The organism is Amycolatopsis speibonae (genome assembly GCF_042647925.1).
Lineage (GTDB): Bacteria > Actinomycetota > Actinomycetes > Mycobacteriales > Pseudonocardiaceae > Amycolatopsis > Amycolatopsis speibonae.
The window spans coordinates 37999-57416 of record NZ_JBHRWK010000004.1; the positions used below are offsets into that span (position 1 = coordinate 37999).

Annotated in this window: 18 protein-coding genes; 13 read left to right on the forward strand and 5 right to left on the reverse strand. The window is 69.8% G+C overall.

Annotated features, from left to right (window positions below):
• Positions 1-136: 136 nt before the first annotated feature.
• From dnaK to ACFOSH_RS01685, 5 genes are all read left to right on the forward strand, one after another.
• Complete coding sequence (dnaK, locus tag ACFOSH_RS01665; protein WP_378236779.1) at positions 137-2008, forward strand: molecular chaperone DnaK; 1872 nt, start codon at positions 137-139, stop codon at positions 2006-2008.
• A complete protein-coding gene (grpE, locus tag ACFOSH_RS01670) occupies positions 2005-2781 on the forward strand; it encodes a nucleotide exchange factor GrpE (RefSeq protein ID WP_378236780.1) in 777 nt (258 codons plus the stop codon). The genes dnaK and grpE overlap by 4 nt, the downstream gene beginning before the upstream one ends.
• 33 nt (positions 2782-2814) lie before the next feature.
• A complete protein-coding gene (gene dnaJ, locus ACFOSH_RS01675; RefSeq protein WP_378236781.1) occupies positions 2815-3993 on the forward strand; it encodes a molecular chaperone DnaJ in 1179 nt (392 codons plus the stop codon).
• Positions 3994-3998: 5 nt separating this feature from the next.
• On the forward strand, positions 3999-4427 hold the full coding sequence (locus ACFOSH_RS01680) for a heat shock protein transcriptional repressor HspR (RefSeq protein ID WP_378236858.1): 429 nt from the start codon (positions 3999-4001) through the stop codon (positions 4425-4427).
• Positions 4428-4635: 208 nt separating this feature from the next.
• Positions 4636-7626 carry an AfsR/SARP family transcriptional regulator gene (locus ACFOSH_RS01685; protein ID WP_378236782.1) on the forward strand — a complete coding sequence of 997 codons (2991 nt, stop codon included), beginning with the start codon at positions 4636-4638 and terminating at the stop codon, positions 7624-7626.
• A 4-nt stretch (positions 7627-7630) separates the two neighbouring features.
• On the opposite strand, the gene ACFOSH_RS01690 is transcribed toward ACFOSH_RS01685, so the two are convergent.
• Positions 7631-7822, reverse strand: a complete 192-nt coding sequence (locus ACFOSH_RS01690) for a hypothetical protein (protein ID WP_378236784.1) — start codon at positions 7820-7822, stop codon at positions 7631-7633.
• 174 nt (positions 7823-7996) lie between these two features.
• Between ACFOSH_RS01690 and ACFOSH_RS01695 the strand changes: the two genes are divergently transcribed.
• The 7 genes from ACFOSH_RS01695 to ACFOSH_RS01725 are packed head-to-tail and all read left to right on the forward strand — an operon-like array spanning position 7997 to position 14230.
• Positions 7997-8140 carry a hypothetical protein gene (locus ACFOSH_RS01695; RefSeq protein ID WP_378236785.1) on the forward strand — a complete coding sequence of 48 codons (144 nt, stop codon included), beginning with the start codon at positions 7997-7999 and terminating at the stop codon, positions 8138-8140.
• A 59-nt stretch (positions 8141-8199) separates the two neighbouring features.
• Entirely contained in the window at positions 8200-8952 is a 753-nt protein-coding gene (locus ACFOSH_RS01700; RefSeq protein WP_378236786.1) for a hypothetical protein, read from the forward strand.
• Positions 8949-9644, forward strand: coding sequence for a hypothetical protein (locus tag ACFOSH_RS01705; protein WP_378236787.1), 696 nt, complete (start codon positions 8949-8951; stop codon positions 9642-9644). Before ACFOSH_RS01700 ends, ACFOSH_RS01705 begins: the two co-directional genes overlap by 4 nt.
• Positions 9641-10855, forward strand: a complete 1215-nt coding sequence (locus ACFOSH_RS01710) for an MFS transporter (protein WP_378236789.1) — start codon at positions 9641-9643, stop codon at positions 10853-10855. The genes ACFOSH_RS01705 and ACFOSH_RS01710 overlap by 4 nt, the downstream gene beginning before the upstream one ends.
• Positions 10852-11931, forward strand: a complete 1080-nt coding sequence (locus ACFOSH_RS01715; RefSeq protein WP_378236790.1) for an insulinase family protein — start codon at positions 10852-10854, stop codon at positions 11929-11931. The genes ACFOSH_RS01710 and ACFOSH_RS01715 overlap by 4 nt, the downstream gene beginning before the upstream one ends.
• A complete protein-coding gene (locus ACFOSH_RS01720) occupies positions 11928-13043 on the forward strand; it encodes a hypothetical protein (protein WP_378236792.1) in 1116 nt (371 codons plus the stop codon). Before ACFOSH_RS01715 ends, ACFOSH_RS01720 begins: the two co-directional genes overlap by 4 nt.
• Positions 13040-14230, forward strand: a complete 1191-nt coding sequence (locus tag ACFOSH_RS01725) for a cytochrome P450 family protein (protein ID WP_378236793.1) — start codon at positions 13040-13042, stop codon at positions 14228-14230. The genes ACFOSH_RS01720 and ACFOSH_RS01725 overlap by 4 nt, the downstream gene beginning before the upstream one ends.
• A 77-nt stretch (positions 14231-14307) precedes the next feature.
• Here the strand turns inward: ACFOSH_RS01725 and ACFOSH_RS01730 are convergent, their stop codons facing one another.
• The 4 genes from ACFOSH_RS01730 to ACFOSH_RS01745 all read right to left on the reverse strand — a co-directional run bounded on the left by ACFOSH_RS01730 (position 14308) and on the right by ACFOSH_RS01745 (position 18668).
• On the reverse strand, positions 14308-14907 hold the full coding sequence (locus tag ACFOSH_RS01730; protein ID WP_378236795.1) for a DUF305 domain-containing protein: 600 nt from the start codon (positions 14905-14907) through the stop codon (positions 14308-14310).
• A 10-nt stretch (positions 14908-14917) separates the two neighbouring features.
• Complete coding sequence (locus ACFOSH_RS01735) at positions 14918-15670, reverse strand: lytic polysaccharide monooxygenase (RefSeq protein ID WP_378236796.1); 753 nt, start codon at positions 15668-15670, stop codon at positions 14918-14920.
• 160 nt (positions 15671-15830) lie between these two features.
• Complete coding sequence (locus ACFOSH_RS01740; protein WP_378236859.1) at positions 15831-16931, reverse strand: globin domain-containing protein; 1101 nt, start codon at positions 16929-16931, stop codon at positions 15831-15833.
• Between the two features lie 531 nt (positions 16932-17462).
• Positions 17463-18668, reverse strand: a complete 1206-nt coding sequence (locus tag ACFOSH_RS01745; RefSeq protein WP_378236797.1) for a globin domain-containing protein — start codon at positions 18666-18668, stop codon at positions 17463-17465.
• A 269-nt stretch (positions 18669-18937) separates the two neighbouring features.
• Between ACFOSH_RS01745 and ACFOSH_RS01750 the strand changes: the two genes are divergently transcribed.
• The gene (locus ACFOSH_RS01750; protein WP_378236798.1) at positions 18938-19402 is read left to right on the forward strand and encodes a MarR family winged helix-turn-helix transcriptional regulator; all 465 of its coding nucleotides are present in this window, start codon (positions 18938-18940) and stop codon (positions 19400-19402) included.
• Positions 19403-19418 lie beyond the last annotated feature (16 nt).

The following is a 19418-nucleotide window of genomic DNA, read 5'->3' on the forward strand; positions in this document are numbered from 1 at the left end:
GAGCCGGGTACAAGGTTGAGTGCAGTCGGCTCAAGTCCGGCTTGACGGAGACCGCATCATCCCGATAGAACTTGCGTGGCACCCACTCAAGGTGGGGGCGAACACGCAGGTCAAGAACTAGCAGGAGGATCACACCATGGCGCGAGCGGTCGGCATCGACCTCGGCACGACCAACTCGGTCGTCGCTGTCCTTGAGGGCGGCGAGCCGACGGTCATCGCCAACTCGGAAGGTTCACGCACCACTCCCTCGATCGTCGCCTTCGCCAAGAACGGCGAAGTGCTGACCGGTCAGCCGGCGAAGAACCAGGCGGTGACGAACGTCGACCGGACCATCCGGTCGGTGAAGCGGCACGTCGGGACCGACTGGAAGACCGAGATCGACGGCAAGGCCTACACCTCGCAGGAGATCAGCGCCCGTGTGCTGATGAAGCTCAAGCGCGACGCCGAGGCGTACCTGGGCGAGACCATCACCGACGCGGTCATCACCGTCCCCGCCTACTTCGAGGACGCGCAGCGGCAGGCCACCAAGGAGGCCGGGCAGATCGCCGGCCTGAACGTGCTCCGCATCGTCAACGAGCCCACCGCGGCCGCGCTGGCGTACGGCCTGGACAAGGGCGAGAAGGAACAGACCATCCTGGTCTTCGACCTCGGTGGCGGCACGTTCGACGTCTCGCTGCTGGAGATCGGCGAGGGCGTCGTCGAGGTCCGCGCGACCTCCGGTGACAACCACCTCGGCGGTGACGACTGGGACGAGCGCATCGTCACCTGGCTGGTCGACAAGTTCAAGGCCTCCAGCGGCATCGACCTCACCAAGGACAAGATGGCGCTCCAGCGCATCCGTGAGGCGGCCGAGAAGGCGAAGATCGAGCTGTCCAGCTCGAACTCCGCGGGCATCAACCTGCCGTACATCACCGTGGACTCGGACAAGAACCCGCTGTTCCTCGACGAGCAGCTCTCCCGCGCCGAGTTCCAGAAGATCACCTCGGACCTGCTGGAGCGCACCCGCAAGCCGTTCAACAACGTCATCCGTGACGCGGGTGTCGCCGTCGGCGACATCGACCACGTCGTGCTCGTGGGTGGTTCCACCCGCATGCCCGCCGTGTCGGACCTGGTCAAGGAGCTGACCGGTGGCCGCGAGCCGAACAAGGGCGTGAACCCGGACGAGGTCGTCGCCGTCGGCGCCGCGCTGCAGGCCGGTGTGCTCAAGGGCGAGGTCAAGGACGTCCTGCTGCTCGACGTGACCCCGCTTTCGCTGGGCATCGAGACCAAGGGCGGCGTGTTCACCAAGCTCATCGAGCGCAACACCACGATCCCGACCAAGCGTTCGGAGATCTTCTCCACCGCGGACGACAACCAGCCGTCGGTGCAGATCCAGGTGTTCCAGGGTGAGCGCGAGATCGCGGCGCACAACAAGAAGCTCGGCATGTTCGAGCTGACCGGTCTCCCGCCCGCCCCGCGTGGCGTGCCGCAGATCGAGGTCACCTTCGACATCGACGCCAACGGCATCGTGCACGTCCTCGCGAAGGACCTCGGCACGAACAAGGAGCAGTCGATGACGATCACCGGTGGCTCCGCGCTGCCGAAGGACGACATCGAGCGCATGGTCAAGGACGCCGAGGCGCACGCCGAGGAGGACAAGCAGCGCCGCGAGGAGGCGGAGACCCGCAACCAGGCGGAGACGCTCGTCTACCAGACCGAGAAGTTCGTCAAGGACAACGAGGACAAGCTGCCCGAGGAACTCAAGGGCAAGGTGAAGTCCGCGATCGACGAGGCCAACGAGGCGCTCAAGGGCACCGACTCGGCGAAGATCCGCGAGTCCATCGAGAAGCTGAACACCGCTTCGCAGGAGCTGGGCACCGCGCTCTACGCCAACGCCACCCCGGGCGCCGAAGGTGCCGCCGGTGAAGGCGCGGCCGGTGCGGCAGGCGCGGGCACCGGTTCGCAGGCCAAGGCGGACGACGTCGTCGACGCCGAGATCGTCGAAGAGGACGAGAAGGACAAGAAGTGACGGGCCGCTACGACGAGACCGAGGGCCGGGGCCCGGAGGAACCGGTGGTCGTGCGGGACCGCAGGCGGATCGATCCGCTGACCGGTGAGGTCCGCCCGCCCGCCCCGGCGCCCGAAGCCCAGGATGGCCCGAAGCACGCCGCTCCCGCCGAAGACACGGTGGAGCCCGTCGAGCCGGTGCCCGCGACCCACGCGGGCCCCGGCCTCGGGGACTCCATCATGGACGATTCGGTGTCGGTGGCCACCGACCTGGAGAAGGAGCTGGCGGAACGCACCGCCGACCTCCAGCGTCTCCAGGCGGAGTACGCCAACTACCGCAAGCGCGTGGACCGCGACCGCGAACAGGTCGTCACCGGCGCCAAGGCGTCGGTCGTCAACGACCTGCTCCCGCTGCTCGACGACCTCGAGCGCGCGGGGCAGCACGGCGACCTGACGGGTGCGTTCAAGGCGGTCGGCGAGAAGCTGGTCGGGAGCCTGCAGCGATCGGGGCTCGAGCCGTTCGGCACCGAGGGCGAGGCCTTCGACCCGAGCGTGCACGAGGCCGTCCAGCACAGCACCTCGCCGGACGTCGCCGGGCCGACGGTCACCACGGTCATGCGACGCGGTTACCGCTTCGGCGAGCGCGTGCTGCGCGCGGCGCTGGTCGGGGTCACCGACCACGAGCCGGGCGCCGCCCCGGCTCCGGCGCCGGCGGCGCAGGACGCCCCGGTGGACCCGCCCGTGGGCGGCGAGCTGCCGCTCGAGGGCGAGCTCTTCGATGAGAACAACCGCTGATCGGCGATACGGCGTGAAAGGAGGAGACGTTCGGTGAGTGCACGGGAATGGATCGGTAAGGACTTCTACCGTGAGCTGGGCGTCTCCTCCGACGCCACCGCGGACGAGATCAAGAAGGCCTATCGCAAGCTGGCCAAGGAGAACCACCCCGACGCCAACGCGGGCAACGCGGAGGCCGAGAAGAAGTTCAAGGCGGTTTCCGAGGCGTACGGCGTCCTTTCCGACACGTCCAAGCGCAAGGAGTACGACGAGGCCCGCCGCCTCTTCGGCTCCGGCGGTCCCGGCGGCTTCGGCTTCCCGGGTGGTGGCGGCGGAAGCGGCGGTTTCGACGTCGGCGACATCTTCGGTCAGTCGGGTGGCCAGCAGCAGGCCGGTTTCGGCGGGCTCGGCGACATCCTCGGCGGTCTCTTCGGCCGCCGCGGCGGCGCGGCGGGTGCCACGGCGAACCGCCCGCAGCGCGGCGCGGACGTGGAGACCGACGTCCGGATCGACTTCACCGAGGCGGTCAAGGGCGCGACCCTGCCGCTGAGGCTGTCGAGCCCGGCGACCTGTTCCACCTGCGGCGGGAACGGCGCGAAGCCGGGGACCTCCCCGAGGACGTGTTCGACCTGCCAGGGCAGCGGGCTGGTCAGCCGGAGCCAGGGCGCGTTCGCGTTCTCCGAGCCGTGCCGCGACTGCCGCGGCCGCGGCACGATCATCGACGACCCCTGCCCGGAATGCGCGGGCGAGGGCGTCAGCACCCGCACCCGCACCCTGACCGTGCGGATCCCGCCGGGCGTCGCCGACGACCAGCGGATCCGGCTGGCGGGCCAGGGCGAACCGGGCAAGGGCGGCGCGCAGCCGGGCGATCTGTACGTCCGCGTGCACGTCGCGCCGCACGCGGTGTTCGGGCGCCAGGACCTCGACCTGACGATCGCCGTGCCGGTGTCCTTCGCGGAACTGGCCCTCGGCGGCACGATCACCGTGCCGACGCTCGAGGGCAAGGTCTCGCTGAAGGTGCCGCAGGGTACGGCGAGTGGTCGCGTGCTTCGCGTGCGCGGCAAGGGAATCGCGAAGCGGGACGGCTCGCAGGGCGACCTGCTGGTCACCCTGCAGGCGGCCATACCGTCCAAACTGGACGACAAGGCCCGTGAAGCGCTGGAGGCCTACGCGGAGGCCATGTCCGAGCACGACCCGCGACCGGAGATCACCGAACTTCTCGAAGGCAGGTGAGCACGATGTTCGGCGGGCTGCCGCACGGTGCGGACGAGGACACCCCGGTGTTCGTCATTTCGGTGGCGGCGCAGCTTTCCGGCCTGCACGCGCAGACCCTGCGGTCCTACGACCGCCATGGTCTCGTGTCGCCGGGCCGGACCTCCGGTGGTGGCCGTCGCTACTCCATGCGGGACATCGCGCTGCTCCGCGAGGTGCAGCGACTGTCCCAAGAGGACGGTGTCAACCTCGCGGGCATCAAGCGGATCATCGAGCTGGAAAACCAGGTCGACGCGCTCCGCGCCCGGATCGCCGAACTGACCGAAGAGCTCACGGCGGCGTACGTCACCGCCGAACAGACGGCCGCGGCCGTGCACGCCTCCTACCGCAAGGATCTCGTTCCCCTGCGGCAGCAGACCGCGCTCGTGGTTTGGAAGCCCAAACCCCGTCGCTGAAAACACGCGTTTAGTCCTCTGAATGCCCTGACCGTGGTCTGGCGCCGGAAGGCGTCCCCGGCATTCAGAGGACTAGACGCGTTTTGGTCGTTCCACGGCCGTTCGTGCACCGAAGCGGAGCCGAAGAGGCAATCCCGCGCTCCCCGGGCTCCACCGGCGTTAGCATCGAGTGGCGCCGACGGTCGTTGCGCCGGAGGGAGCGACGCGCATGGCGGCAGCGTGGCCTGGGGTGCGATTCGTGGTGCTGGGCCCGATGCGGCTGTACCGCCCGGACGGGGTGGCGATCCCCGTGGGAACGCCGAAACAGCAGGCGATGCTGGCCGCGCTGGCGCTCACGCCCGGCACGGCGGTGTCCCTCGGCAGGCTGACCGACACCCTGTGGGACCAGGACCTGCCCGCCCGCGCGGCTTCGACCGTCCGCACCTACGCCTGGAGACTGCGGCGGCTGCTCGCCACCGCCGGCGCCGGCGAAGACGTGCTGGTGTCGGCGGGCGACGGCTACCGGCTCGCCGTGCCGCCCTCGACGGTGGACGCCTCCCGCGCGGGGGAACTCGGTGCACTGGCTCAAGAAGCGCTGTCTTCGGGGGACGCGCACCAGGCCAGACAGGTGTTGTCGGAAGCACTCGCCCTGTGGACCGGCGAACCGCTCGCGGGAGTGCCCGGCCTGTTCGCCGAACAGAGCCGCCGGTGGCTGGACGAGTTGCACACCGCGCTCACCGAGCAGTACCTGGAGGCGGAGCTGAGGCTCGGTCACTACTACGAGGCGCAGCCGCGGCTGACCGGGATGATCGCCGAACATCCGATGCGGGAACGCCTCTACGTCCTGCTGATGCGCGCGCTCTACGGGATGGGCCGCCAGGTCGACGCACTGAGGGTCTTCCAAGACGCCCGCCGTGGCCTGGTGGAGACCCACGGTGTCGAGCCGGGCGCGGAACTGGTCGAGCTGCACGAGCGCATCCTCCGGGGAGAAGACGTCGTCGCGCCCGCCCCGCCGCAGGTGACCCTCTCTCCGCCCGCCGGACAGGAGGAGCCGCCGGGCCGATGGCGGCCGATCCCGGCGCAGCTCCCGCCCGATCTGCCGGACTTCACCGGCAGGCAGGACCAGCTCTCGGCCCTGCGGACGGTGCTGGAGACCGCCGACGGGCGGGCACCGGCGATGCTGGCGATCACCGGGATGAGCGGCGTCGGCAAGACCACCCTCGCGGTGCGTCTGGCACACGAGATCCGCGAGCGCTATCCGGACGGGCAGCTGCACGTCGATCTCGGCGACCTCGACCAGGTCGGGGAGCCGGTGACCGGCCCCGACCTGCTGGAACTGCTGCTCGCCGGGCTGGGTGTGCCGTCGAACCGGTCGCCGGGGAGCCTCGCCGAGCGGCGCGGGCTGTGGCGTTCGCTTCTCGACGGCCGCCGGTTGCTCATCGTGCTCGACAACGTCGCCGACGCCGCGCAGATCCGCGACGCGCTGCCCGGTACGCCCGGCTGCGCGGTCCTGATCACCAGCCGCGCCAGACTCGACGGCCTGCCCCTGCTCACCCAGGTCAACCTCGACGTCTTCAGCCCGGATGAGGCGCTCGAACTGGTGCGTCGGGGGGTCGGCGCGCGACGGCTGGAAGCGGAACCGGACGATGCCCTCGACCTCGTCACCGCCTGTGGCCTGCTTCCCCTGGCGGTGCGGATCGTGGCCTCGCGTCTCGCGGCGCGGCCGCACTGGACCCTGCGGTCCATGGTCGAACGCCTGCGGGACGAGCGCCGCCGGATCGCCGAGCTGCGGGCCGGGCCCCTCGCCATCGAGGCGGTCTTCGAAGTCGCGTACCGGCAGCTCGCCGAGCCGCTCGCCCAGGATTTCGTGCTGCTCACCGCTGTCGCCGGGGGCGAGTTCACGCTGCCGGAAGCGGCGGCGGTCCTCGGCGTGCCCCCGGCCGAGGCCGAAACGCGGCTGGAGGTGCTGGTCGACGCGTCCATTTTGGACGGTACGGTGCCCGGCCGGTTCCGCGTCCACGAGCTCCTGGTCTCGTTCGGCCGCGGCCGTGATCGCGACGCGGACGGCGAATTGGCCGCGCTCGATCGGCTGCTGTCGCTGTTGACGGCCACGGCGCGCACCGCGTTCGCGCACGCCGTGCCCGGCGATCCCACCGGGGACGTGCTCGGTCCGCGCTCGCCCAGCACAGCCGGGACGCCGATCGCCGACCTGCGGGCGGCGAGGGACTGGGCGTCGGCGGCCGGGGACACCGTGGTGGCGGTCTGCGCGCGAGTCGTCGAAATCGGCTCGGTTCCGCTCCTGGGCACCGCGATCGACCTGCTCATCGCGATGAGCCCGTTCGCCGTGGAAGCCGGGGCGCGAAGGCTGGACGCCGCCGCGGGCACCCTCGCGAGAGCGGCCGCCCGTGTTCCCGAACCGGCGGGGCCGGGACGGCGGGCGCGCCACCGCCTCCTCGGCCGGGCCGAATTCCTGTGCAGCACCGTCGCGTTGCGCACGGGGACGCACACCGACGTCGAGGCCCACGCCCGGCGCGCGGTGACCGCCGCGACCGAGGCCGACGACCCGGCGATCCTCCGGCAGGCGCTCAACAACCTCGGCCTGGCCGCCCAGCTCCGGCACGACTACCGGCTCGCGGTCCGGTGTTTCGAGCGGTCCGCCGAACTCGCGCGGCGGCTCGGGCACGGCTCCGGCGCGGTGACCAGCAGCCTGAACTCGGCGCACGCCCTGCTGCGCGGTGGCGACCCGGCGAACGTCCTCGCCGTCTGCGAGTCGGCGCTCGCCGTGGCGCGGGAGATCGGTGACGCGCCGGGGATCGGCTACGCGCTCTACGTGCTCGGGCTCGCGAACCACGCGCTCGAACGCTACGAAGCCGCGTCCGCGCACTTCACCACGTGCGTCGAGAGCTGCCTGGCGGCCGGCATCCGGGACCGGGCGGCGCACGCGCTCTTCCGGCTCGCCGAGACCTTGCTGGCACTGGGGCGGGCCGAAGAGGCGGCTGCCGAGGCCCGGTCGGCGTTGCGGCTCTGCGAGGAGCTCGGCACCCGGCGGGACCAGGCCAACGCGCTGCTCGTGCTCGGAAAAGCCCTTGCCGCGCTGGGAAACCCGTGCGAAGCCGAAGTCCGATTGCACCAGGCCCATACGCATTTCGTCGCGCTCAACCTGCCCGAAGCCGACGACACGGCACGGGCGATCGAAGAGCTTTCGAACAACGCGCGCTGACGTCTCAGCTGGCCCCCTGCGGCGGTGGCGGCGCCGAAATGGTGTTGTTCCAGTTCACTTCGCCTTCGGACGCGTTCGCCTGGCCGATGGCCTGACCCTGCGCCAGGTACCCGGCCGCGGCCAGGAACGCCGCGGCGGCCAGCAGGAGCACCGTTCCGCGCCGGGAGCGCGTCCGGTCGTTGTCTTCCACGATCACGCCCCCGAGTTTCGCGAGTCCCGATCTACGTCGGATCTACGGCCGATGGACGGCGGCTGCGAGCGGACGCAGAACCGGTGTAGATCCGGCGTCGTGATCATCGGTGGTGCCAAGGCGCCGTCCCGCCGGACTCCGGCCGGGACGACGTCGCCGGACCAGGTAAGGAGCAAGTGCATGAACGCGAATCTGGTGACCGCCGAGCAGCTGCTGAAGGTCGAGGCCATCGTGACCGGTCTCCGGGAGCTGGACGCCACCGCCGACGGGCACGAGGCGCTGGCCATGGCGCAGGCGGGCTTCACCCACCCGGACGACATGTAAGCAGCGGAACGAGGCCGGGCCGGGGAGCGATCCCCGGCCCGGGCCACGAGGAGGCCGGATTGCTCACCGCCGATTCCGTCGCTCTGCTGCTGCGCCGGTTCGCCGAGGTCGGCGCGCGGGCCTCGGACTCCTACGGTCCGCGTTCGCAGGCGAGGGTCTTCGTCCTCTACGAAGAGCTGATCGCGCTGCGGACGGTGCTGACCGCGGACCCGGGTGAGGAGCGCGTCGCCCGGCGGGTCCGCGAGCTGCGGGAGCTGATCGGCCAGGCCTATCTCGCCTCCGCCGGGGGCGCGCCACCACCGCGACGCACGGTGCTGGAACTGGATCCGCCGTTGCTGGAGTTCGACCGCGCACTGTTCGAGGAGCGCTATCGCCCGGTCGCCGGCGCCGTCCTCGCGGACACGATCGAACTGCGGGATCCGGTGGAACCGTTGCGCCGGTTGACTTCCGGCGTGTCCTACATGTTCGTCGTCGACGACGAAGACCGGCTGCTGGTCTGGACGAGGCCGTTCGAACTCGCTGATCTGATCTTCGGCCGCAACCGCGCCACCGTCGACGGCGTCCCCGTGGCGCATCCGATGCTGGTGCCCGACCGGCTGCTCGCCCGCGCGGCGGGCGAGATCGTGCTCATCGGCGGCGACCGGGTCTCGATGGTCGTCGCCAACACGAAGTCCGGGCACTTCCAGCCGCCCCTGCAGTCGGTGGCGGTGGTGCGGGAGACCTTCCGCCGGGTCTTCGGGCTGACCGACGCGGACGCGGACGTCTTCCATCTCTTCCCGCCCGCTTCGCTGGACGAAAGGACGGCCCGATGACCCGGATCGTGGGTGTCGAGCACGAAAGCAAATGGGCGCTGGACCGCGCTTCGGCCGCCGTGAATCCGATGCGGTGGCTCGATTCCCCGCCGGTCCGCGCGAACCTCACCGGGCTCACCGAGACGGTCACCGCGACCCAGGGCATCGTCTACCTCGACGACGCCGAGCGCAGCCTCACCACCGCCGGCCACTCGCTGCGCGTCGCCGCCAACCAAGGGCGGCTGGCCGGGATCGGCTGGATCGGGGTCAAACAGACGGTGGTCTGGGAAGGCCGCCGGGACGCGCTGGAGATCTCCGAGCGGATCGAACCCGGCGAGCTGTCCGCCGTCCTGACCGCCGGGGAAGTCCTGCCGTTGCGCCATCTCCGGTCCCTCGGCCTGGTGCGGGGACCGCTGGAGACGGTGGGGGTCACCAGCCAGCGGCGGATCAAACGGTTCGGCGAACTCGACGGCGGCCATCCGTGCGTGTTCAGCGTCGACCTCGTCGAGTTCCGCGGGCCGGACGGCGACATCACGCCGATCGGCGAGTACGCCTGCCTGGAGGTCGAGGTCAACGAATCCTCGCTCACCTGCCTGGAGGCACTGGACGACTTCTGCGCGGCCGTCGACGCGTGGATCGGCTCACCGCGGGAATCGCGGACCAAGGCGCAGCTCGCGGTCGCGGCGGCGGACGCGGCGCGACCCGGGCGATGACCGCCGTCGCCACCGAGGGCAAGGAGCGGCTCGGACGACCGTTCTGGTGGCTGTGGGCCGGGCAGTCGCTGTCCGGGCTCGGCGGCACGGCACAGTCGCTCGCCCTGCCGCTGTGGGTGCTGCAGGTGACCGGTTCCGCGAGCCTGACCGGAGGCGCGTTCGTCGTCCAACTGCTGCCCAGGGTGCTGTTCTCCCCGTGGGCGGGCGTGCTCGCCGACCGGTTCGACCGGCGCGGGCTGTCCATCGTGCTCAATCTCGTCGCCGGGGCGATCACCCTCGTGCTGCTGCTCGCGGTGAGCCTGCGGAACATCCCGCTCTACTACGTACTGGCCGTGCTGCTGGGCACGGTCAGCACGCTGAGCTCGGCGGTGCTGCCGAGCCTGACTCCCGCACTGGTGCCCGCCTCCCGCCTGGCCGCCGCCGACGCCGCGCAGGAGGTGACGAACGGCGCGATCCTCGCGCTCGGTCCGCTGCTGGGGGCGGCCGTCGCGGTCGGCCTCGGCTTTTCCGGCGCGGTGGCGGTCAACGCGGCGAGCTTCGTGCTCGCGGCGCTGCTCACCCTGCCGGTGCCACGGCAGAAGGCCGCCGTGCGCGAACGCCGCCACCCCTTCGCCATGCTGCGCGACGGCCTGCGTTCCTTGACCGGAGACCGGTTGCTGCGCACGGCGGTGCTGGCGGAAGCGGCACTTTTCGCCTCTCTCGGTGCGGTACCGCAGTTCGCGGTGATCCTCGTGGGCGAAGGCGGCAGGACCGGGGAAGCGGGTCTGTTCGTCTCCGCGATGGGGGTCGGCTGGCTGACGATGTCGGCGTCGGTGGCGAAACGGCGGAACCTGCTCAACCCGGCCCTGATGGTGACCGCGGGCGCCGCCCTGGCCGCGCCGGTGATCGGGCTCGTGGTGCTCTGCGCGCACGCCGGACCGGTCTGGGTGTTCCTCGCCGGGTTGGTCGCCGGGGCGCACAACCTGCTGTTCGCCATGCCCAACACCCTCTTGTGCCAGCGGCACGCGGATCCGGCCTCGCTCGGCCGGGTGCTGGCCTTCCGCCGGTCCTTCGTCGTTTCGGCGCAATGCCTTTCACTCGCGCTGGTCACTTTCCTGACCCCGGTCTGGGGTGTCGGGCCGGTGCTCACCGCGGCCGGGATCGCCGCGACGGTCACGGCCCTGCCGGTCGCCGTGCTCTCGCTGCGCCGGGCCTCGGCGGTGACGGCGTGAGCGGCGCGATCGTCGACCTGCCGTACGGATACCGCGACGATCCCGACGGGCTCGCGGGTCTCGCCGCCCTCGCGGCGCGGTGGCTCGCCTCCCCGGCGGGCGGGGCGCCGCCGAAGGAACTGGGCTGGCACACCCGGCACCGTCTCGAAGCACGCGTCTCCTCGTTCTCCTATTGGACGGCGCTGAACGATCTGGACCGGGTGACCGGCGACTTCCGCGGCCCGGACAGTGAACAGCTGCGAGGGTTGCGGGAGGCGCAGTCACGGTTGCTGCGCCGACGCTCGGGTGATCTCTACCTTCGGATGCTCGGCGCGATCGACACGGCCGCTTCCGGAGTAGTCCACTGTGGACCACTGGGGAACGACGAGTCGATGGCGCGCGTCTCGGTGGACGACGTCACCGGATACCTGGATCGTTGCCGCGAAACGGGAGTCACCGTGTACCGGCCCGGAGACGAGCGGGTCCGTCCGCCCGTGCGGCGGTTCGAAGGCACGGAACCGTGGGTGGGCGGCCTGGTCGCGACACCGATGCCGGGCGAGACCTTGGCCAGGGTGGCGGTCCGCCTTCCGCTGCGGGCTGACGCGTTACCCGACGGCGCGCTCCCGCTCCTGGTGGAACTCCTGGGCACGGGAGCGCGAGGCAGGCTGATCAACCTGCTGCGGGGAGTGCGCGGGCTGGCCTACGGCGTCGCCGCGTTGAGCTGGGACGACGGGGAAACCGGGCCGAGCGTGGGTGGTTACGCCCTCGTGGATCCCCGGCACGTCGCCGAAGCCGCGACCCTCCTGCTCGACACGCTGCGCGAGGCGGTGACCGCGTCACCGTCCGGCGAACTGGCCGACGCGGCGGTGCGCTGCCGCACCCTGCTGCTCGTCCAGGCGGACGAACCCTTCGGCGCGGTCGGCGATCGGCGAAGGCTGGCGCGCGGGGAAATCCCGTTGAGCCGGCTCGCCGAAGCGGTCGCGGAGCGCGCACTGGAAGGCCTCGCACTGCGTGTCCCCGACGCCGCCCCGCCCGCCATCGCCGTCGTCGGCGCGCTGCGCGACGACCAGCTGTCCCGGCTGGAGACCTTGAAATGACCGAATACGAAGAGGTCCTGGTCGCCGGGCTGCGGGTCCGGTTCGTCCCGGCGCGCGGCGCCCACACCGTCGGTGCCTGCCTGCGGGTGTCCGCCGGTTCCGCCGCGGATCCCTTACGCCCGTGGGGAACGGCCCATCTCACCGAGCACCTCCGGATCGCCGCCGCACTGGACGACGGCTCGCGGTTGCACCTCACCGGGCGCACGGAGAACACGGAGACCCGGTTCACCCTGGCGGCGTTGCCGGAACAGGGGGACGAGGTCGCCCGGACGCTGGCCCGGCTGCTCGGTGAGGGACGTCCGATCGACGACGCTGTCCTTCAGGCCGAGCGGCGGGCTGTCCTGCTGGAGATGCGCGCGGCCGCCGTCAATCCGTTGCTGCTGCTCGGTCCCGCCGTCGCGGAAGCCGCCGTGCCCGAGGGCCGGATGGCCGACACCACCCGCGCCGACCAGGCGAGCGTCGACAGCATCACACTCGCCGATGTCGAAGGCTTCATTGAGGAGCACTACCGGCCTGAAAACGCCGTCCTCGCCTTCGCCGCACCCTCGGCGCTCCGGGAGCGTGTGCTCGACACGGTTTCCGCCGCGTTGAAGCCGCCGAAAGCACCGGCGGTGTCCGGCGACGGCGAAGCAGACCGCCCGCCGATCGTCCTTCCGTCCGAAGTGGACGGACTGACGGTGCTCACCTTGACAGCCGCGCTCGGCGACCACGTTGGCCGCTCGGCCGTCCGCGCCTTGGCCTCCCCCGAGGGTCCTATCGCGACACGGACGGCCCGCGCGGTGGGCGCCACCACCGTCGCCGACGGGAAACACGAGGTCACCGTGATGTGCTGGCGCGATGAGCAGCCGGACGCTGGGCTGCGAAAGGCTTTCGCGGCCATCCGCCGGGCCGACCCCGACGTCGTCGAGTCCTGGCATTACGCCGCCGTGCGGGAACACCAGGAGCTGGCGTTCGCCCGGGTCTCGCCACTCGGCCTGGCCCAGGCGGCCCTGCTGCCATCACCGCCGTCCCCCGGCGCGCACACGATGTCCGGCGAACTGCGCCGGGCCATCGGAACGGCCCGGTTGTGGCGGGTGCGCGCCGGAATACCGCACGCCGAGGAGATACCGTGATCAGCAGTCCTGAAATCGTCGACCTGACCGACGTGGCCGAAGACCTTTACCGGGATCCGTATGCCGTCCTCGCCGGACTCCGCGCGCGAGGACCGGCGCATTTCGTGCGGCTGCCCAACGGAAGCGAGGTCTGGCTGATCGTCGGCTACGACGAGGCGCTCGCCGCGTTGGGTGATCCCACGCTGATCAAGAACTGGCTGCGGGCCACCGGCCGGATCGGTCCCGGCGCGATCGGCGCGAACATGATCTCCAGCGACCCGCCGGATCACACCCGGCTGCGCAGGCTGGTCTCCCGGGAGTTCACCGCCCGGCGGGTCGCGGCGCTGGCCCCGCGTGTCGAAGCGATCGCCGTCGAACTGCTGGACCGGATGGAGTCCGGCGACGGCCCGCAAGACCTGATCGCCGGGTTCGCCTTCCCGCTGCCCGTCTCGGTGATCTCCGAACTGCTCGGCGTGCCGTTCCTGGACAGGGCGGAGTTTTCCGGCCTGTGCGGCCGGATCATGGCTTCGGCGGGCGACGCGACGTCGACAGAGAAGGACATCGAGGAGATCAACCATTACTTCGACGGACTGATCGAGCGGAAACGGGCCGACCCCGGCGACGATCTGCTCAGCGCGCTGATCCGGGTCACCGACGAGGACGCCGACAGGCTGAGCCACGCCGAACTGCGGGCCACGACCTTCCTTCTCCTGGTCGCCGGGCACGTCACCAGCACGAATCTGATCGCCAACGGCGTCCTCGCCCTGCTCGACCACCCGGACCAGCTCGCCGCGCTGCGCGCCGGCTGGGGGCTGCTGCCCCGCGCGGTGGAGGAGATCCTGCGCTACGACGGACCGCAGCCGTTCTCCACGCGCCGGTTCACGACCACGCCTTATCGAGTGGGCGACTCGGTTCTCCCGCCCGGCGAGACGGTCATGATCGCGCTCGCCGCGGCAGGCCACGACCCGGCGCGGTTTCTCCGACCCGCAGACTTCGACATCCGCCGCACCACGCCGGGGCATCTCGCGTTCGGCCACGGCATCCACTACTGCCTCGGCGCGCCCTTGGCCCGCGTCCAGGTGAGCACCGCGCTTCGTGTCCTGCTGACCCGGTTTCCGGCGCTTCGTCTGGCCGGTGGCGCGGATCGCTCCTGGCGCCGCACGCTCATCTCGCGCGGTGTCGCCGAGCTACCCGTGCTGCTCCACTGAAACGCAATTAGTCCTCTAAATGCCCTGACCGTGGTCAGGCGCCGGAAGGCGTTTCGGCATTTAGAGGACTAATTGCGTTACTGACCGGGCACGAGAGTCCGGATCTGCTGGACCTCGCCGGTGCGCGAGTCCATGACCCGCTGCGCCAAGGCCTTCGCCTCCGGGTTCTTACCGTCCTTCAGCTCCGTCCTCGCCAGCGCGACCCCGTTGTGCTGGTGCGCGACGAAGATGTCGGCGAAGTCGAGGGTGAACTCCGAACCGTCCTTTTTGGATAGCGCGTCGAGCAGGCCCTTGTCGGTGAGCCCGTCGCCACCGTGATGGTGATGCGCGTTCGGATCCATGGAGCCCGTCTCGGGTTTGCCCCACTTCTTCAGCCAGTTCCGCATGTCGGTGCTCTCGGTCCGCTGGGTCGCCTCGATGGCGGCCGCGAGATCCTTGAGCTCCTGCTTCTGCGCCTGCTTGGCCTTCACCAGTTTGACGATCTCCACACCTTGATCGTTGTGGGCGAGCATCATCTGCAGGAACATCACGTCGGCGTCGTTGTACTCCGCGGCCACCGGGGCGCCCGATTGGGGAACCGGGGTGAGCGGGGCGCCGGCGGTGTTGGGTGAGCCATCACCGGCCCCGCAGCCCGCGAGGGCCACGAGACCGGCGACGAGAACGAGGGCGAGCTTCACGGACGAGTCCTTACTGCCGGGTCCACAGCGCGGGGGTGTTCGGCGGTTCCCAGCCCTGGATCGCCGTATGCGCCAGCTGGCAGCGGTACGTCGCGCCGCCGTAGGTCACCGTGCTGCCGACCGCGTAGGCCGTCCCGGCCGACCAGGTGCCGCCCGTGGGCGGGTTGGTGGTGCTGCTCGGCGGGTTCGACGTCGAAGGCGGGTTGCTGGTGGTCGGCGGGTTGCTCGTGGTGGGCGGGTTGCCGCCGCCGATCTGCAGGTCGATGCAGCTGTAGAAGGCCATCGGCGTGTCCGCGATGTTCCAGATGGCGAGGACCTTCTGCCGTCCGCTGAAGCCGTTCAGGCTGACCGTGTGGGACGTCGGGTCCTTCGGCGCGGAGTTGTTCCCGCTGATGTCGGCGATCTTGGTGCCGCCGATGTAGTACTCGTAGTTCGTGGTCCGGTGGTAGGCGGTGAACTTCCAGTTGAAGGTCACGCTGTTGCCGACCGAGGCGGCGGGCCAGGACTTCGACTCGTCGTTGAGCTCGGCGAATCCCGGAAGACCGCCGTTGCAGCTGCGGAGCCCCTTGGGGCCTTCGACGCTCTGCGGTTCGTAAACGATGGCACCGCAGCCGGAAACCTTGCCTTGGGCGCAGTTCGCCTGGCGGCTGGGCGGGGACAGCACGTAGCCGTGGGCGCTGGCCACCTGAGGGATGGCCACGATGGCGATCGGGGCGAGGATCGCACCGGCGGCGGCTGCCACGAGCTTGCGTTTGACGGTCATGCCGGCTCCTGGGGATGGAACGACGGTGTTCCCGTTGAGGGGGAGCAATGTGGTCTAGACCATAAATCCGCCGGTGACCGCGGTCAATGATTCGAAGACCTACTACTGCGTCGAGCCCAGGTAGAACAGCCGAACGGCCTAATACGAACGAAGCATCGGGTCAGTCCAGGGTGAAGGGGTCGTACTTGATCCGGACCAGGTCGGTCCCGGCGGCGAGCAGTTTCGCGATCGTCGCGCGGATCATCGACGGCGACCCGGCGACGTACACGTCACGCTCCTTCCAGGCGCCACGTTGCGTGACCGCCGTGGCCAGGGTGCCGCGGTCACCTCCGGCGATGGTGCCTTCCTCGGTCACCGGGGTCACCGTCAGCCAAGGGCAGGTGACCGTCAGCCCGCGGAGCTCGTCGAGGGCGTAGAGGTCTTCCGGTCGACGGCCGCCGAAGAACAGGTGAACCGGCGGGTTGTGCTGCCAGCGCGACATGTCGTCGAGCAGGGCGAGCAGCGGCGCGACCCCGGTACCGCCGCCGATCATCAGCAGCGGACGGCTTTCGGTGTGGTGCACCGAAAGCGCGCCGAGCGAGGGGCCGAGGCGCCAGGCGTCGCCGAACCGGGTGTGGCGGACGATGGCGCGCGAGACCCAGCCGCCGTGCACCGCGTGCACGTGGAACTCCATCAACCCGTCGTCGTGTGGCGCGGTGGCCGGCGAGAAGTAGCGCCACATCCGGGGCCGCTGCGGGACTTCGACGCTGACGTAACCGCCTGCCCGGTACGGGAGCGGCTGGTCGGTGCGCACCTTGACGATGGCGACGTCGCGGGACACGAGCCGATGTTCGACGACGGTCGCCTTCCACCACGCCGGCCCCGCCTCCTTGCTCGCGGCATCGCGCATGTTCTTCGAAATGACGCCGTACGCGGTGACCCAGGCGTCTTCCACCTCGGGTGTCCAGTCGTCTTTCAAGAACCTTTTCAACGTGGCGATCAGCGCGACGCCGACCGCGTCGTAATGACGGCCGAGGACGTCGAACTTCCGGTGATCCCGGCCGAGCTGACTGAGGAAGGTGGTCAGTTCTTCGGGCCGGTCCACCATCTGCACGACGTAGACGAGTGCGCGAAGTAAACGATTTCGTTGCGTGGCCATGTTGATCGGGAACAGTGCCCTGGTATCCGGCGAAACGGAGAAAAGTGCCCCGTAGAAGTACTGGGACAGCTCCTCGGCCCTCGTTTCGACGGAGGCGAAACTCTCGCGGACGAGCTTGGCCATCTGGACGGTCTTGTCCGCCGCGGGCGTTTCGATCAAGGGCGGGACGGGAATCGGTCCGGTGGCGGGATTCCGTGGTGGTGAAGATCTGGACGAACTCGGTGGATGCACGTACTTCACTGTTTCTGCAGTCATGGCTGAACGATGTTCTCCAGTTGTATCGGGCATATTCTCCAGACCCGATGTCGTGATGGCGATCGTGTTCCCCCGAGGGTTCCTGACTGTATGCCCGAAAGTCGGGAAAGGATCCGGTAAAAGATGTTTCCCGCTCGAACGGAGCAAACGATATACGCGCCGTCAACCCCGTCTGGCACTAAGTAAGGGTGATCATGCAAGGGGTATTTCCCTTGCTTCACCAGTGTTTTTCGCCAGTTTTCGGCGAAACCTGATCCGCCGATCGGGTGGCTTTCTTTCCGTGCTCAGCGGGTTGCGTAACGGTGCGCGGTCTTTTGCTGATCTCCATTGTGGAATAGCATTCAGCCGACGCGTTTCGAGGGCAGCCGGTGATCTTTGAACGGAGTGGGGAAAGACCTGTTAGTCGATGGTGAAGGGGTCGTACGCGATCTGGTCGAGAGCGCTGCCCGCCACCAGCATCCGCGACACGGTCGCCCGGATCATCGCGGGCGAGCCGGAGACGAGGATGCGATGTCCCGGCCAGGATCCTTGCTGTGTAACGGCTTCCGCGAGCGTGCCCTGGACGCAGCCGGGCGCTTCGTCACCGCGCTCGACCACCGGGGTCACGGTGAGCCACGGGTTCGTGGCCGCGAGAGCACGCAACTCGTCGAGGTCGTAAAGGTCCTCACGCGACGGTCCGCCGTAGAACAGCTGGACCTTCGGGTTCTCGCCCCATTGTGCGAGGTCGTCCAGAATGGCGCGCAACGGCGCGACGCCGGTGCCGCCCGCGATCATCAGGACGGCGCGGCCGTCGGCCCGGTCGATCGCGAGCCTGCCGAGCGGCGGCCCCAGCCGCCAGACGTCGCCCGGCTGCGTGTGGCTCACGATGGCGCGGGAAACCCAGCCGCCGTCGACCGCGCGCACGTGGAACTCGATGCCGCCGTCCTCGCGCGGCGCGTTCGCCGGCGACAGATAGCGCCAGAGCCTCGGCCGCTGCGGGACTTCGACGCTCATGTACTGACCGGGCTGATACGGCACCGGGAATTCGGGCTGGACCCGGACCAGGGCGAGATCCCAGGTGAGCCGCCGGTGTTCGAGCACGGTGGCCGACCACGACGCCGGGTTGACGTCGGCCGCGGCGGCCTCCTGCATCGCGCGGGCGACGATGGTGAACGCCTCCGCCCAGGCCCGTTCGACCTCCGGTGTCCACTCCGGCCCGAGGTGGCTCTTGAGTGAGGCGAGCAGTGCGGTGCCGACGGCCTCGTAATGCCGCGGGATGACGCCGAACTTGCGGTGGTCGCGGCCGAGCTGGGTCAGGAACGGCACGAGATCGTCCGGCCGGTCGACCATCTGCACGATGTGGACCAGCGCGCGCACCAGCCTGCCGCGCTGGACCTCCATGTTGATCGGGAAGAAGTCGCGGGTGGCGGGCGCGAGGGTGAAGAGCATCCCGTAGAAGAACTGGGAGATCTCCGGGATGAAGGGTTCCGACTTCGCCCAGGTTTCACGGATGAGCCGGACCATCGCGGTGACCGCGGGCGGGGCTTCTCGTGGCGCCGACGACCGGGGTACCGGACTGACCGCGTCGGCCGTCACGGGCTGGGAGTCGTTGATCGGGAAGCGCATACCGGTAGAGAGTTTCCCAGGTTCACGGACGAGTGACCACTGGAGAAGAATTCACGGATCATTCACCTCTCCGGTCAGTGGCTGGCGGCCGGTCGGCTGGTTCCGGCTCGCTCGCGAGACTAGCTGCCGAGAGCCCTTTTGCCTGCATCGTTGCTCCGGACGGGTGTACTCGAATCCGGCGGGCAGTGGGCGATCTCACGAGGTAAATAGTTGTCTTACGCAAGCTTCGCCGAATAAGGTTGTACTGTACAAGTAGCCAGGAGGCGCCGATGAGCTCCGACGACGACGTCAGGGTCGAACTGATGCGTGAGCTGAAGGCCGCCTCCCAGCTGCAGCACGCCTGGATCATGCAGGCCTGGCAGGACGATCCCGGCCTGCATCCGGCGGCCGCGATGCTGCTGTCCGATCTGGCGAAGCACGGCGAGGCGCGCCCCTCGGAACTCGCCAAACGGCGCTTTGTGGACCTTTCGGTCGTGAGCCGTCAAATCTCCCAGCTGTCCGCCGCGGGTATGGTCGACCGCCGTCCCGCGCCCGAGGACGGCCGCGCGTCGATCATCAGCATCTCCGAGCGGGGCCGTGAGGAACTGGGGCGGCGGCGGACCGGGTATCTGGAGTTCATGGAGCGCGCGCTCGGCGCTTGGGACGACGAGAAGGTCGTCGAGTTGACCATGCGCCTGGCGGAGATGAACGCCGACGTCCGCGCCGTCCTGTCCGTCCGCACGTGCGACGTCTGACGGGTGTCGTTGCTAC